Raw genomic sequence first — 15,902 nt, forward strand, 5'->3', positions numbered from 1 at the left:
CTGATCCATCAGGATTGCAGATAGACCACCTGGGTTTGCAGATACTCGTTCAGGCCATGACGCCCGTCGGCGCCGCCGATACCGGATTTACGCCAGCCAGCGTGGAAGCCCTGCATGGCCTCAAAGTTCTCGCGGTTGACGTAGGTTTCGCCAAATTTCAGCCCCTTGATCGCTTTCATGGCGGTATTGAGATTTTGCGTGTAAATCGACGAGGTCAGGCCGTAGTCGCTGTCGTTGGCCATCTCCAGCGCCTCTTCCAGGGTATCAAATACCACTACCGGCAGCACCGGGCCGAAGGTCTCTTCATGCATAATGGTCATATCCTGACGCACGTCCAGCAGCAGCGTCGGCGGATAGAAATAGCCGTTGCCCTCCACCGCTTTGCCACCGAGCGCAATCTTCGCCCCCTGCTCTACGGCCCCGGCCACCTTCTGCTCGACGCGGGCTAGCGCGGCAGCATTGATCAACGGCCCCATCGCAATGTCGTTCCGGGCAGCAGGATCGCCGTACTCAACGGCGTTCATCGCCTCGCCCAGTCGGTTAACGAAACGATCGTAGATGCCCTTCTGGACGTAGACGCGCTCAGCACAGTTACAGACCTGCCCGGTATTGATCACCCTGGAGTCGACGATGGCCTTCACCGCCAGCTCCAGATCGGCATCGTCCATCACGATGGCTGGCGCTTTGCCACCCAGCTCCAGGCATACCTTGGTGATATTTTTCGCTGCCGCCGCCATGATCTTCTCGCCAGCCCCCACGCTGCCGGTCATGCTGACCATCGCCACTTTCGGGTTGCCCGCCAGCTCCTGGCCGACGGTCTCGCCACGTCCAAGCACCAGGTTAAACACGCCGCGCGGCAGGCCGATGCTATCGACAATTTTGGCAAAGGCGATGGCGTTGTTAGGCGTAAACTCGCTGGGCTTAATAACGATGGTATTGCCCGTCACCAGGGCCGGAGCCAGCTTGCGGGCAATCAGGAAGAACGGGAAGTTCCACGGCAGGATACCGGTAGTGACCCCCAGGGCACGCTTGAAGACAAGAATGTTCTCTCCGGGACGGTCGCTCTGTAGGATCTCACCTTCGTAGCGACGGGCCCACTCGGCCATGTACTCAATATAATCGGCGGTAAAGGCCACCTCGACTTCGGCCAGCTGCTGAATTTTGCCACCCTCTTCAACAATCAGAGCGCTGATTTCACTGGCCTGCTCGCGAATGCCCGCCGCGATTTTCCGTAACCACCCGGCGCGCTCGATGGCTGGCAGCGCCTCCCAGGCAGGCTGGGCACGGGCGGCGGCATCGATGGCCTTACGCGCATCGTCCGCCGTACCGTCAGGAATACGCGAGATAAGCGCTTCGGTTGCCGGGTTGACAACGTCAATCCAGGCATCGCCCTGCCAGGTGACAAACTGACCATCAATATACATCGGGTGCTGTACGGGTGCTGTCATGTCCTGCTCCTGTAATGGTATTGTTTTTAACAAGTAAACGCGTTGTTAAAGATTTACAGGGGTGTCGGATAATTCCCAGAGCAACAGACGGAATTTGTGAGTGAACTCATAATAAACAGCACAGTACATCAGCCATTTATATTAGGGCGCGCGCGCGTAGGGTTGGGATCAGCGTCTCATCGGCCTGCATAACCTGCCATGCGCGAGCAATCTCATCAGGCATATCGACATGAACGATAAAACCGCGCCCGTTTGGGCCATAGCCCTCGCTATCATCCCGCAGCCTTACCAGCTCACCGGGGATCAGCGAAAGGTAACGTTCAACCGGCCAGAGTCCCTCTTTTTTCGGCAGGAAGGTCAATGTATTGCTGTCGTTGACGAGTCTCGGCGTAAAACCCGGATAGCTGACGCAGCACACATCATCGTGAGTATCTGCCAGCACGCGGGCAAAGGTGGCCATCGTCCGGCGCTGCATGGTGGGATCCTGCACAACCACCAGCGTTTTAACATCCAGGCTACGCTCGCGGATCAGCGCCCAGGAGAAGCGCGCATTTTCGCCGCAGTTGGTTGACCGCTCCTCCAGAATCAGTTTCTCTGCGGGAATTTTCCAGAACTGGCGGGCAATATCGCCAATAATTGCCGCCTCGGTACGTCCGGTGGTGCGCACCTTGTTATAGCGTGGATGACGGGCGATAGCTGCATAGAGGAAAGGCGTGGAGTGGCCGATGCCGCCGCTGATCGCCAGCGGTATCTTGTATGACGCCGCCAACTCGCAGGCAGCATCAATCGTTGGGATCACGGCGTTGCCTGCCAAAACGATACAGTCGGCCTGAGCGGGCAGCGGCTTACCTTCAAACTCATTCTGCGCTAGCCAGTGTCCCAGCACGTTAACTGCCGCCAGCGTGTTTTCTGGCAGCGTTGGAAAGCGGGTCATAAACATTGTCACCTCCTGTAGGATATATCGTTACAGGGTAACAAAGCCCAGGGTAAAGAAAAGGCGATCTCTCCTAATCGCTGATTTCGTTTTATTGATTATTCTGCTAAATATTCAATATCACGAGTACATTTACTAATGCAGAACGCTTGATGTTAACTATCTATGGATGACCAACGGCCAACGAAAAGCGATCCCTATGCTCCGCGTGAATGGGCTCCGCATGAAAAACCGATGCTGCTGGGGTCCCCCTCAACGCCGCTTCACCCGGTTTCTAAACGTATAGCCTACGGCATCGTGGGCCTGCTGGTATGCCTGACCGGCGCGCTGGGCAATGCGATGGTCTCTGCTAATCTGCAAAATTTGCAGGGCACCTTTGCCGCATGGTCAACAGAGATCGCCTGGCTACCGGCGGTCTACGTCATGACCAACGTCTCGATCAACCTCCTGCTGGTAAAGTTCCGCCAGCAGTATGGCCTGCGCGCCTTTACCGAAGGGTTTCTGGTGCTCTATGTGCTGGTGACCTTTTTTCACCTCTTCGTCAACGATCTCAGTTCGGCGATAATGGTGCGGGCAGCGCACGGCATGGTCGCGGCGGCCCTAAGCTCGCTGGGGATCTACTATCAGATACAGGCCTGGCCCGCCCGCCACCGCCTCAAGGCGTTAACCATCGGCATTACCGGCTCGTCGCTGGCTATCCCAATGGCAAGGCTCTTCTCTACCGAGCTGCTGCAAACCGATGAGTGGCGCGGGCTGTATCTGTTTGAGCTCGGGCTGGCGCTGGTCTCTCTTGCCTGTGTAGTGATGCTTAAGCTCCCGCCGGGCGATCGCAAAAAAGTGTTTGAGAAGAAGGATTTCATCACTTTTATTCTTTTTGCTCCGGGCATGGCCCTGCTCTGTGCCGTACTGTCACTGGGGCGGCTGGAGTGGTGGTTCGAAACACCGTGGCTCGGCTGGGCGCTGGCGGGGGCGCTGGTGCTTATCGTTAGCGCCATTGTCTTTGAGCACAATCGCAGCAACCCACTGCTCAATACCCGCTGGCTCTCCAGCGGCAGTATCGTGCGTCTGGGGCTGATCATGATCCTGATCCGCATCGTGCTGGCAGAGCAGAACAGCGGTGCCATCGGCTGGCTGCAATATATCGGTCTGCAAAATGAACAGATGACGAACCTGGCCTGGGCCATTTTTGCTGGCATCGTCTGCGGCATTGTCGCCAGCTGCCTGACTATTAAGCCGCAGCGCCTGGCCTGGCCGATCGTGACCTCGCTGGCGGTGATGATCGTTGCCTCCCTGCTCGACAGCCAGTCAACGAGCCTTACCCGTCCCGATCAGTTTATGGTAAGCCAGTTCCTGCTCGGCTTTGGCAGCGCCTTCTTCCTTGCTCCGGCAATGCTGGCGGGCATCGGCAGCGTGGTGACCGAGCCGCGCAATCTGGTGAGCTTCTCGGTACTGTTTGGTATGAGCCAGAACCTCGGCGGCCTGCTTGGTTCGGCGGTGCTGGGCACTTTTCAGGTCTGGCGGGAAAAGTATCACTCCAGCCTGCTGGCGGATCAGCTTACTACCCTGGATCCGCTGGTGACCGAGCGCCTTCAGCTCTACACCCGGCTGTACCAAAATATAATTGGTGACAGCACGCTGCTTAGCGCCCAGGCTACCGCCCAGCTACAAAACGTCAGTTCTATCGAAGCAAATATCCTCGCTTATAACGATACTTACATGCTGACCGCGACCGTTGCCGCCGCCACGCTGCTGTGGATCCTATGGCGACTGCTGCGGCTGCGTATTACCGCCCGTTTGGCCCTAAAAAAAGCAGTGAACCCCCCGAAATAGAATTGGAAGCGCATTAATGAGAGCAGTGTTACAACAGGAGTGGTTATGAGTCAGCAGGATGCCGCTAAAGAGCAGGCACATACCCGCAGCAACCTGCGGGTGGTTTCAATTTTTGCCGCCGCCGCGATTGGCATCGTGGGCGTACTGGTGATCCTCTACGCCTGGCAGCTACCGCCCTTTACTCGTCATACTCAGTTTACCGATAACGCCTACGTGCGCGGCCAGACGACCTTTATTAGCCCGCAGGTTAACGGCTATATCACCGAGGTGAAGGTCCAGGACTTTGCCGTGGTAAAGCGCGGCGATCTGCTGGTGCAGATTGACGATCGCATCTACAACCAGCGTGTGCATCAGGCCGAAGCCCAGCTGGCGATGAAGGTGGCGGCACTGAATAATAACCTGCAGCAGCGCAAAAGCGCCGAAGCAGTGATCACGCGTAACGAGGCGGCGATGCAAAATGCCCAGGCACAAAACCAGAAGTCGCAGGCGGATTTACGCCGGGTGAAAAATCTCACGGCAGATGGTTCCCTGTCGATTCGTGAACGCGATGCGGCGCTGGCGAGCGCGGCGCAGGGCAGCGCCGATATCGCGCAGGCCCGGGCCACGCTTGAGACGTCACGCCAGGATCTGCAAACGGTTATCGTCAACCGCGCGGCGCTGCAGGCCGACGTGGAGAATGCGCAGGCGGCGCTGGAGCTGGCGCAGATCGATCTGCAAAACACCCGTATCGTCGCCCCGCGCGACGGACAGCTTGGGCAGATGGCGGTGCGTCTTGGTGCCTACGTAACGGCAGGCACGCACCTCACCTCGCTGGTGCCCTCTCAACGCTGGGTTATCGCTAACCTGAAAGAGACGCAGCTCGCCAACGTGCATACCGGCCTGCCCGTGCGCTTTACCGTAGATGCGCTGAATAACCAGGCCTTCTCAGGCCATGTGGAATCTATCTCGCCCGCCACCGGGGTCGAGTTCAGCGCTATTTCGCCGGATAACGCCACCGGCAACTTTGTGAAGATTGCCCAGCGTATTCCGGTCCGTATTGCGGTAGAAGGAAACGCGGAGCAGATCCAGCGTCTGCGTCCCGGCATGTCGGTGCAGGTGCATATTGATACCCGGGAGGCGAAATGAGGCCGTTTCGTCCCGCTCTTTTAGCGTTATGCGTTACCTTAGCGGCCTGCCAGTCGGTTGATGTAGAGCCCGCCAAACCCAGCCTGAAGATCCCTGCGCAATGGCGCAGCAGCGTGGGACCAGCCAGTCAGGCCGAGGCGGTCTGGTGGCGCAGCTTCCACGATAGCCAGCTTAACCAGTACGTGGATCAGGCGCTGCGTTATAACAGCGATATCTTGATCGCCCGCGAGCGGGTAAACGAGTACCAGGCGCGAGTATACGCCGCCGAGGGTAGTCTCTTCCCGACCCTGGACGCCGGCCTCAGCGGTACGCGAGCACGGGCGCAATCTGCGGCCACCGGCCTGCCGGTGTATAGCACGCTCTATCGGGGTAACCTCTCTGCCAGTTATGATGTGGATCTATGGGGGGCCAACCGCAGCACGGCCAGAGCTGCGCAGGCCTCGCTTGAGGCGCAGCAGGCCGCCGCTGCGGCAGCAAACCTGACCGTAGCCTCGTCAGTGGCGACGGGCTACGTCACGCTGCTTTCGCTCGATGAACAGCTGCGTGTTACCCAGTCGACGCTGAAGGCACGTGAAGAGGCGTTTACCCTCGCTCAGCGCCAGTACGAGGCGGGCTACAGTTCACGGCTGGAGCTAATGCAGTCGGACTCTGAGCTGCGCGCTACCCGGGCGCAGATCCCGCAGATCCAGCATCAGATTACCGAGCAGGAGAACGCCCTGAGTGTGCTGATTGGCGATAATCCCGGCGGCATCCGGCGCAGCGACGAGTTTGATAAACTGACTCCGCTGCGCATTCCCGGCCAGCTCCCCTCCTCGCTGCTTAATCGCCGCCCGGATATCGTCCAGGCGCAGCGGGAGCTAATCGCGGCAGACGCCAGCCTCGCCGTTTCGCAGGCGCAGCTGCTACCGTCGCTGAATCTGACGGCGGGCGGTTCGGTACAGGACGATACGCTGGCAGGTTTATTAGATAATCCGCTGCGGCTGTGGAGCATCGGCGGCAGCATTCTTGCCCCGCTGCTTAACCGTCAGGCGCTGAATGCCCAGGTGGATGTCTCCCAGTCCCAGCGCAATCAGGCGCTTTATAGCTATGAGCGTACGGTGCGCAACGCCTTCAAAGAGGTAAACGATAGCCTGGACGCCATTGCGCGCCTGCAGGAGCAGCTGACCGAGCTTCAGGCGCAGGTAGAAGTGGCAGACGAGACGCTGCGCATTGCGCAGAATCGTTACCAGAACGGCTACTCCTCCTATCTGGACGTGTTAGACGCCCAGCGCACCCTCTTCTCGGCCCAGCTCAACGTGGTGCAGGTGAAGAACAGCGTGCTGCTGGCGCAGATCGACCTTTATCGGGCACTGGGCGGCGGATGGTCGGGACAACTCTGAACCTCTGCTCTATCGCCGCACCGGTAACAGGGTTAATGCCCGGCGGCGGCAAGCCTTGCCGGGCCTACAGGGTATGCAGGCTTTCGTAGGCCCGGTAAGCGCAGCGCCACCGGGCACACTGTTAGCCGGCGACCTGCTCCATAGCGACCACTCGAAACCGGGTCAACGCCCGGCGGCGCAGGCTTGCCGGGCCTATCCGGTATGCAGGCTCCTGTAGGCCCGGTAAGCGCAGCGCCACCGGGCACACTGTTAGCCGGCGATCTGCTCCATCGCGACCACTCGAAACCGGGTCAACGCCCGGCGGCGGCAGGCTTGCCGGGCCTACCCGGTATGCAGGCTCCTGTAGGCCCGGTAAGCGCAGCGCCACCGGGCACACTGTTAGCCAGTGATCTGCTCCATCGCCTGTAGGATACGCTTGTCCGATATCGGGTACGGCGTCCCCAGCTGCTGGGCAAAGAAGCTCACCCGCAGCTCCTCGATCATCCAGCGGATCGCCTGCACGTCCTCATCGTTGCGGCGGGCGGGCGGCAGCTTGTTCAACCACTGCTGCCACGCCTGCTGAACCTGCTCCACCTTCAGCATCTGAGCACGGTCGCGATGCGGATCCACTGCCAGCTTTTCCAGCCGTTTTTCGATGGCCTGCAGATAACGCAGGGTATCGCCCAGGCGGGTAAAACCGTTGCCGGTGACAAAGCCGCGATAGACCAGGCCTGACATCTGCGCTTTCACATCCGACAGCCCCAGCGCCATAGTCATATCCACGCGCCCCTTCAGACGCTTGTTGATATTGAACACTGCGGTCAGGATCTGCTCTACCTGTTTAGCAATCTCCACCACCGTCTCGTTAAGCTCGGCGCGCACCTTCTCGTGCAGAGCGGCGAAACCCTCCTCCGTCCACACCGGACCACCCGCCTCGTGGATCAGCTTATCCACGCCGCAGGCGATACAGTCGTCGATCAGATCCAGCACCTTGCCATAGGGGTTAAAGTAGAGCCCCAGCTTGGCTTTGTTGGGTAGCTTCTCGTGCAGATACTTAATCGGCGACGGGATGTTCAGCAGCAGCAGACGGCGCAGGCCGCGCCACATGGCCTGCTCCTGCTCCAGCGGGTTATCAAACAGCTTGATCGCCACGCTGTCGCGCTCGTCCACCAGCGCTGGCCAGGCCTTCACCTTATAGTTGCCGCGCTTCTGCTCATAGCTCTGGGCGAGGGTGCCGAAGCTCCAGATATGCAGCCCGCTCTGCTCGATGCCGTCATCGGCCACCGCCGAGAGCGTCTCCTGCACTTTGCCCTTCAGGCTCTCCTTCAGCGCCGTCAGGTCACGCCCCTCTTGCAGCTTGCGGTTTTTGTCATCCACCACCCGGAAGCTGATCTTCAGGTGATCGGGCACCTGCTCCCACTGCCACGCCTCGCGATCGACGGTGACGCCGGTCATGCGACGCAGTTCGCGCTCCAGGGCATCCAGAAGCGGCAGCTCAAGCGGTGTGACGCGGCCCAGAAACGCCTCGGCATAGTTGGGCGCGGGGACAAAGTTACGGCGGATCGGTTTCGGCAGCGACTTGATCAGGGCGATAATCAGCTCCCGGCGCAGGCCAGGGATCTGCCACTCAAACCCGCTCTCCTCCACCTGATTCAGCAGCGGCAGCGGAATGTGCACCGTTACGCCGTCGGCGTCCGCACCCGGTTCAAACTGGTAGCTCAGACGTAGCTTCAGGTTGCCCTGATGCCAGAAGTTGGGGTAATCCAGCTTGCTGACCTGCTCCGCGCCCTCTTTAATCAGCATGCTCTTTTCAAAGTTGAGCAGATCCGGCGTCTCGCGGCTGGCCTTCTTCCACCAGCTGTCAAAATGACGGGCGGAGATGGCATCGACGCTGATGCGCTGATCGTAAAACTCAAACAGCGTATCGTCATCCACCAGAATGTCGCGGCGGCGCGACTTATGCTCCAGCTCCTCGATCTCGGTGCGCAGCTTCAGGTTCTCGCGGAAAAAGGCGTGCCGGGTCTGCCAGTCCCCCTCCACCAACGCATGGCGGATAAACAGCTCGCGGCTGAGCGCCGGATCGATCTGGCTATAGTTAACCTTACGCGCGGCCACCACCGGCAGGCCGTAAACGGTGACCTTCTCCGTCGCCATCACCGCCCCCTGGGCGCGCTCCCAGTGCGGCTCGCTGTACGAGCGCTTGAGCAGATGCTGGGCCACCGGCTCGACCCACTCGGGATCGATACGCGCGGCGATGCGTCCCCACAGTCGACTGGTCTCTACCAGCTCGGCAACCATCGTCCATTTTGGCGGCTTTTTAAACAGGCCAGAGCCGGGGAAGATGGAGAAACGGGCGTTGCGCGCGCCGGTAAACTCCTGCTTGTCGGCATCCTTCATACCGATATGCGACAGCAGGCCAGTAAGCAGCGCGATATGGATCTCGCGGTACTCTGCCGGCTCGCTGTTGACCGCAATACCCAGCTCTTTCACCACCTGGCGCAGCTGGGTGTAGATATCCTGCCACTCGCGTACCCGCAGATAGTTGAGGTAGTCGGTACGGCAGAGACGGCGGAACTGGTTCGATGACAGCGCTTTCTGCTGCTCGCCAAGGTAGTTCCACAGGTTAACAAAGGCGAGGAAGTCAGACTCTTTGTCGTGGAAGCGGCGATGTTTCTCATCGGACGCCTGCTGCTTGTCCATCGGCCGCTCGCGCGGATCCTGAATAGAGAGCGCGGAGGTGATGATCATCGCTTCGCGCACGCAGCCCAGCTTCTGCGCCTCAAGCACCATACGGGCAAGACGCGGATCCACCGGCAGCTGCGACAGCTGGCGCCCCTGGGCGGTAAGCCTGTAGGCGGTCTGGTTCTCATCGGTGGTGATGGCTCCCAGCTCTTCCAGCAGGCGCACGCCGTCCTGGATGTTACGCCGGTCCGGCGCCTCCACAAACGGGAATGCCGCGATGTCGCCCAGCCCGAGGGCGGTCATCTGCAAAATGACCGACGCGAGGTTAGTGCGCAGGATCTCCGGATCGGTGAACTCCGGACGCGAGAGGAAATCGCCCTCGGAGTAGAGACGAATACAGATCCCCTCTGATACGCGTCCGCAGCGGCCTTTACGCTGGTTGGCCGACGCCTGTGAGACCGGCTCAATCGGCAGACGCTGTACCTTCGTGCGGTAGCTGTAGCGACTAATACGTGCCGTGCCTGGATCGATTACATACTTGATGCCCGGCACGGTGAGCGAGGTTTCCGCCACGTTGGTGGCCAGCACAATGCGCCGTCCGCCGTGGGGCTGGAAGACGCGGTTCTGCTCGCTGTTCGACAGACGCGCATAGAGCGGCAGCACCTCGGTATGGCGCAGGTTAAGCTTGTTAAGCGCGTCGGCGGTGTCACGAATTTCACGCTCGCCGCTCATAAAGATCAGGATATCACCAGGGCTTTCACGTCCCAGCTCGTCTACGGCGTCAAAAATAGCCTGCAGCTGATCGCGCTCGGTATCATCCGCCTCCTCGACGATGGGGCGATAGCGCACCTCCACCGGGTAGGTGCGGCCCGAGACTTCAATAATCGGCGCGTTGTTAAAGTGGCGCGAGAAACGCTCCGGATCGATGGTTGCCGAGGTGATGATGATCTTCAGATCCGGTCGCTTCGGCAGCAGCTCTTTAAAGTAACCCAGCAGAAAATCGATGTTGAGGCTGCGCTCGTGTGCCTCATCGATGATGATAGTGTCGTACTGCATCAGCAGGCGGTCCTGCTGGATCTCGGCCAGCAGAATACCATCGGTCATCAGCTTGACCATCGTGTTCTCGCTGACATGATCGCTGAAGCGCACCTTATAACCGATAGCGCCGCCTGGCTCGCTTTTCAGCTCCTCGGCAATACGATTCGCCACCGTTCGCGCCGCCAGACGTCGCGGCTGGGTATGGCCAATCAGGCCCTTAACGCCGCGCCCCAGCTCCATACAGATTTTTGGTAGCTGGGTGGTTTTACCCGAACCGGTCTCACCGGCGACAATCGTCACCTGGTTGTCGCGGATTGCTTCCAGAATATCCTGCTTCTTCTGACTAACCGGAAGATTATCCGGATAGCTAATTTCCGGGCGTGCCGCCGCCCGCCGCTCAACAATAGTCACAGCCTGGGCAATCTCCTGCGCCATCTCTTGCAGGATGGCCTGCTGAGCGTCAGGATTTTTAACCTTCTTCACGCCGTGCAGACGACGGGCAAAGCGTTGTCGGTCGCGGAGCATAAGATTGTCGAGGTGAGTATTGAGGTCGGCGAAGGACAATTTCTGTTGTTCTGTCATAGTGTTATCGGGCAATAGGCTGCCGGAAGAATCTCGCTTTTACGTTGAGTGTAGAGTACCACATCCGCTCTTGCTTTGACTTATTCAAAAAATTCGAATGTAGGCTTCGATATATTGCGCTATTCAAGCCGCTGATTTGTGAATAAAGTGACAAGCAATTATTTGGGGGCGAACCTCATCAAATACAACAAAGGAAACACCCATGAGCAAAGTATTAGTTCTTAAATCCAGTATTCTGGCAGGGTACTCGCAATCTGGCCAACTGGCTGACTATCTGGTTGAACAGTGGCGTGAAAAGAACGGCGCGGATGAGATCACCGTGCGCGATCTGGCGGCTAACCCGATCCCGGTCCTGGACGGTGAACTGGTTGGCGCGCTGCGCCCAAGCGATGCGCCGCTGACCCCGCGTCAGCAGGAAGCGCTGGCGCTCTCCGATGAGCTGATTGCCGAGCTGAAAGCCCATGATGTGATTGTGCTGGCGGCCCCGATGTATAACTTCAACATCCCGACCCAGCTGAAAAACTACTTTGACCTGGTTGCCCGTGCGGGCGTGACCTTCCGCTACACCGAGAACGGTCCGGAAGGCCTGGTGACGGGCAAACGTGCGGTTGTGCTCTCCAGCCGTGGCGGCATCCATAAGGATACCCCATCCGACCTGATCGCCCCGTACCTGAAGCTGTTCCTCGGCTTCATCGGTATCACCGACGTGAACTTCGTGTTCGCCGAAGGCATTGCCTACGGCCCGGAAGTGGCGACCAAAGCCCAGGCCGACGCGAAAGCGGCCATCGACAGTATCGTTACCGCCTAAGCATTTTCCCCTTCTGCTGCGGCAGAGGGGGGTTCTCTGCCCTTCCTGCTCTCTTTATTCCGAGCCGCGCCGCAAATCCCTTACGCTGTTATACCGACTGCGCCACCCGCCGTTAGAATGCCGTTGGGTGCTTGAGGCTTTTTGCGGCTTCAGGCATGTTGGGAGTCCAAAAAGTTGAAAGCCCCAGGCGATATTTCTATCAACCTGAGGCTAACGACCAAACCCAACAATTTGGATGTTAGCCCCTTCTTTGCATGGAGGCAATAACATGCCGACGAAATATGCCCTTGTGGCAATCATGGTGCTATGCGGTACGGCACTGATGGGGAGCAATCCCCGCAACAGTCAGATCGTGTTTGAACTTAACGCACCTTTTTTCTATTTCTTAATGAGATATTACCAGAGATTATGTTTTCTCAGTCCATTTTTTTCTATGCCAGGCGTAATACATTTTACTTTGCTCCCAATTGGCTACGCTGAGACCTTCTAACCTTGATAATACTTTTTCTAAATATAATGTACTTATTGCATTTGGATTTTTTAAAATTTTCCCTTCGCTTACGTAGATGTATCCTTGCTCAAATAAATCATTACAACCCAACTTACACATTAAGCCGGCAATAGCATCGAAATCTAGCTTTTCCTCAGTAGAACATTCAGCTCTTTTCTTTATGTGAGCTGCTACGAGCAGCTTTTCTGGCAACGTTGAGCCACATATAACACACTGACCAACCATTTGTTTTTTAAGCAAATACAACCGAAGGAAAGTCTGCTCCGCCCTGCGTTTACGTGTAGAATCGAGATCAAGCTCAAGAGCTGAAAAGCTTTTTTTCAACTCGTCTAATAGCGTATAGCTATCTGTAATTCTGATATTTTTACTAAGAACAAATGAAGGAGCAATATTTAAAGCTGGATTGGACATACGCGCTCCATATCCTGCATCAACCAAAGCCTGAAGTTGCTCTGATGTCTCCACTCGAATATAGTCGGCCTCAAAGCGAGAGTGTGAGGCTACAAACATGCCATCTTTATGTTTGTGCGGGTAGAGTGGCTTACCCGCATTGTGTTTGCTTCGCTTACTAACAAAGGCTTCTAAAGCCATATCTTCTTCCTTACAACAGGACCGGTTAAGCCATACGTTCATGCAGGGAGAGGTCGCTTTTCCGGGTGAATAATTGCGTGCTGATATCGTCATTTTTCTCTCCTGATAATCATTAACGCTGGTAATGCGACCGTCCTACTTCTGATCTTTCAGCAAGGCCTCCACCTCTTTGTCCGCCTTGATGTTGATATCATGCTCGATCTTTACGTTCATATTGATGGTGATCGGCTCCTTTGGGGCCGCCACCTCGATGCGCGGCGTGCAGCCGTTCAGCATCAGCAGAAGCAGCAGGCCTACAGAGGCATTGAGGGTTCTCATTATTTTTCCTTACATCCCCGATCGGGCGAACAGCCCGGCAGCGCCGCATGCTGTTCAAGCCGTGTCTCTACGTTGTCGCCATAGCGCAGGCTGCGCCACAGGGTGAATACGTTTTCTTCATGATGGTAGTTGAGATCCACGGTGTTGCGCTTCCCCTCAACGTAGCTGGTGCCGTGCAGCGTGGCCTGAAGCGTCAGCTCCCCCTGGTTATCCAGGTTGAGCGTGGTCCAGGATCGCGAGATCTCCATATAGCGCAGCCAGTTAATAGCCGCCCCCGCCGCGATATTCTTCTTCGCCAGCGCGTCGGCAGTGTCGTTATCAAGACGCAGCGTCAGCGCAGCGGGACTGTTAAGCCAGCCATCTTTAATCAGCCACTTCTCATGCTCCAGCCACAGCGGCAGCGCGCCGTTGATCGGCCCCGAGAGCGCAATCTGCTTCGGATGCAGGGCAGTGATCAATTCGCTTGAGGAGATATTTTGCAGGCGTAGCAGGGCCGCATCGTGCTGGGGCATTCGCAGCTGCTGCATGGTCACTTTGCCACCCAGCAGATCGACGCTGACGTCGCTAAGCAGCAGCGGATTATCCTCGCGCCACGGATATGCGCCCTGCAGATTGGCGGTGAAGTTGCGGGCGGTAACCTGATTGCTGATCTTGGCAATGCGCAGCGACACAGGCCCGCGCGTGCCAAACTGCCAGCCTGTCTCGCTAAAGCGGAAAGGTAAGATAAAGTCGACGCCGTTGAACTTATTATCGGGCAACCAGGCGCTGCCCTGACGGATCACCCCGTGTCCACCCGCTTCAAATCCCTGATCCGCCGCGGCGGAGAAAGCAACCTGGGCGTAGAGTTCGCCGTCGCGCAGATCCATCTTCCAGTCAGGCGGCACCAGTGGCTGAAAAACGCTTAGCGGCTGGCGAGGCCACCAGGCCAGGCCCCGCAGGCGCTCCCCGTCCCAGCGCCCGTTGACCCGTACCGGTCCGATCGCTGCCGCATGGAGATCGCCCTTAAACTGAAACAGCGTCGGATCGCTACCCTCAACGCTGAACTTAAGCGTCGAGGGCGGCAGCCCGCCACCACCGTTAATAGCGGTCTCCTGCGCGTCCAGCGACAGCGCCCCGCTAAAGTGTGGATGCTGCGGATCCCGCGACCAGCGAATCGGCGCGTCAAGCACCAGCCGGGGCTGGCGTACCTGCAAACTGCCGTACTGTAACTTATCGAAACCGGTAGAGAGATCCGTCAGGTTGATATCGCTGTTGCGCCACTCGCCCCGGCCCCTGACGTCCCAGCGCGCCTGCATCGGCGTAAAATTGCCCTCTCCCCAGTAGGCCCACCGCCACAGTCCGTTATCCGGCAAAAAATCCTGCGCCCGGCCATCGAGATGCAGAACAAAATCTCCCAGCTGCGCCTCGTGGGCTCGCAGGATCGCCTGTAGCCGCCCGTCCACGCCCTGCCGGGTCAGCGTGACGCCCGCCAACGGCCAGCGGATCTCATCGATATTCAGGGAATCAATGACTCGCCCTCGGGAGCGCAGCAGCGCGCCGGGGGAAAAACGCAGCTGCGGTTCGGCCAGGGACCCAGTTAGCTGGGCAGGCAGCACTGCGTAGAAGATCAGATCCCCCTCCTTTGCCTCGCCGGTGAGCTGGAGCGGCATCGCGCTCTCTTTAGTGCTCAAGCGCCCAGGTCCAAAGCTCAGCACCGCGTTGCCCTTGCCGGCCTGCCCCTGGGTTAACACGTTCAGCCGACCGCTAATTTCACTCTTTTCCAGCCCCTGCTGCCAGTTTTTCACCCGCACTCCAATGCGACCGCTCAGCGGCACGCCCGCCTGATACGGCCACTGCCAGCGGCCATCGCTGATCGTTAGCTGCTGTCGGGTCACCTGCCACGGCAGATCGAGAAGCGGATCCGGGTTATCCCGTGCCATAACGATCAGCTGGCCCGCGTTATCCCGCCACTCTACTTCGGCATCGACCCCGGACGGTACCTGCGGCAGGCTAAGCGTCGCGGTGGCCCGCCCGTTCACTGGCGCACCGGCGGGCAGACGCGGCAGCGTGAACTCTCCCGACAGCGCGATCGGCGGTTGCCCATCAAGCAGGGAGAGCGCCAGCTCGTTAACCGTTAACGCCTGCCCACGTAGCGTTCCAGCAAGCGTAAGCCGGTCGCCGCGATAGCGCAGCTGTTGCACCTTTGGCGTTAATGAGAGAGATAAGGTCCCCTCCCAGGCCTGGAAAGGTGACACTGTCACTCGATTAACAGTGACCCATGCATAGGGCAACATGGCCTGCCACTCGGCCAGAGTGCGCGGCGCGGCGGCAGAGGATTCGGTGTCGGGGAGTTTTTCCAGGCAAGCTTGATTGAGATCGAGCGAGTCAATTGTCAGCTGCCAGCGGCTGGGATGGGTGATCTCTGCGTTTTGGATCCAGGCCAGCGGGCAATCGCCCACCAGATAACGCAGGTCGGGGATTTGCAGGGCGTGTCGGGTCAGGCGCGGGCTGGCCTCCAGCATGATACGGGTACCTGCAGGCAGCCAGATGCCCGCAAGTCCCGGCAGCCACTGGGCAAGCGTAAGCAGCAGCGTCAGCGGCAACAGTATCAACAGCAGGAGAAGCGCAATGGCGGCTTTGTATTTACCCCTCATGGGCAAGTCAGCATCCCGAAAAGTAACCCATACTGACGCCATTG

Annotated in this window: 10 protein-coding genes; 4 read left to right on the top strand and 6 right to left on the bottom strand. The window is 58.4% G+C overall.

Annotation, left to right across the window (positions count from 1 at the left end):
* Window positions 1–8: 8 nt before the first annotated feature.
* Together aldA and RTX96_RS04025 are read right to left on the bottom strand one after the other, a co-directional pair.
* Window positions 9–1,448, bottom strand: coding sequence for an aldehyde dehydrogenase (aldA, locus tag RTX96_RS04020; protein WP_312267792.1), 1,440 nt, complete (start codon window positions 1,446–1,448; stop codon window positions 9–11).
* A gap of 136 nt (window positions 1,449–1,584) precedes the next feature.
* Window positions 1,585–2,388 carry a YdcF family protein gene (locus RTX96_RS04025; protein WP_312670212.1) on the bottom strand — a complete coding sequence of 268 codons (804 nt, stop codon included), beginning with the start codon at window positions 2,386–2,388 and terminating at the stop codon, window positions 1,585–1,587.
* A gap of 159 nt (window positions 2,389–2,547) precedes the next feature.
* Between RTX96_RS04025 and RTX96_RS04030 the strand changes: the two genes are divergently transcribed.
* Genes RTX96_RS04030 through RTX96_RS04040 form a run of 3 tightly spaced genes read left to right on the top strand, consistent with a single transcriptional unit; the run spans window position 2,548 to window position 6,716 of the window.
* Window positions 2,548–4,212, top strand: a complete 1,665-nt coding sequence (locus RTX96_RS04030; RefSeq protein ID WP_312670213.1) for an MFS transporter — start codon at window positions 2,548–2,550, stop codon at window positions 4,210–4,212.
* 45 nt (window positions 4,213–4,257) lie between these two features.
* Window positions 4,258–5,337 (top strand): HlyD family secretion protein, encoded by a 1,080-nt coding sequence (locus tag RTX96_RS04035; protein WP_312670214.1) that lies wholly within the window; start codon window positions 4,258–4,260, stop codon window positions 5,335–5,337.
* Window positions 5,334–6,716 carry an efflux transporter outer membrane subunit gene (locus RTX96_RS04040; protein WP_312670215.1) on the top strand — a complete coding sequence of 461 codons (1,383 nt, stop codon included), beginning with the start codon at window positions 5,334–5,336 and terminating at the stop codon, window positions 6,714–6,716. The genes RTX96_RS04035 and RTX96_RS04040 overlap by 4 nt, the downstream gene beginning before the upstream one ends.
* A gap of 378 nt (window positions 6,717–7,094) precedes the next feature.
* Here RTX96_RS04040 and hrpA read toward each other — a convergent pair whose 3' ends face one another.
* Window positions 7,095–10,997 (bottom strand): ATP-dependent RNA helicase HrpA, encoded by a 3,903-nt coding sequence (hrpA, locus tag RTX96_RS04045; RefSeq protein ID WP_312670216.1) that lies wholly within the window; start codon window positions 10,995–10,997, stop codon window positions 7,095–7,097.
* Between the two features lie 202 nt (window positions 10,998–11,199).
* Here hrpA and azoR point away from each other — a divergent pair, with 202 nt between their 5' ends.
* A complete protein-coding gene (gene azoR / locus RTX96_RS04050) occupies window positions 11,200–11,805 on the top strand; it encodes an FMN-dependent NADH-azoreductase (RefSeq protein ID WP_103820144.1) in 606 nt (201 codons plus the stop codon).
* Between the two features lie 406 nt (window positions 11,806–12,211).
* On the opposite strand, the gene RTX96_RS04055 is transcribed toward azoR, so the two are convergent.
* From RTX96_RS04055 to RTX96_RS04065, 3 genes are all read right to left on the bottom strand, one after another.
* Window positions 12,212–12,907: a hypothetical protein gene (locus RTX96_RS04055; RefSeq protein ID WP_312670217.1), complete on the bottom strand. Its 696-nt coding sequence runs from the start codon at window positions 12,905–12,907 to the stop codon at window positions 12,212–12,214.
* Window positions 12,908–13,042: 135 nt separating this feature from the next.
* Window positions 13,043–13,225: a YnbE family lipoprotein gene (locus RTX96_RS04060; protein ID WP_312670218.1), complete on the bottom strand. Its 183-nt coding sequence runs from the start codon at window positions 13,223–13,225 to the stop codon at window positions 13,043–13,045.
* Window positions 13,225–15,858 carry a YdbH family protein gene (locus tag RTX96_RS04065; RefSeq protein ID WP_312670219.1) on the bottom strand — a complete coding sequence of 878 codons (2,634 nt, stop codon included), beginning with the start codon at window positions 15,856–15,858 and terminating at the stop codon, window positions 13,225–13,227. The genes RTX96_RS04060 and RTX96_RS04065 overlap by 1 nt, the downstream gene beginning before the upstream one ends.
* Between the last annotated feature and the right edge of the window lie 44 nt (window positions 15,859–15,902).

Source organism: Pseudescherichia sp. (assembly GCF_032052675.1).
Lineage (GTDB): Bacteria > Pseudomonadota > Gammaproteobacteria > Enterobacterales > Enterobacteriaceae > Pseudescherichia.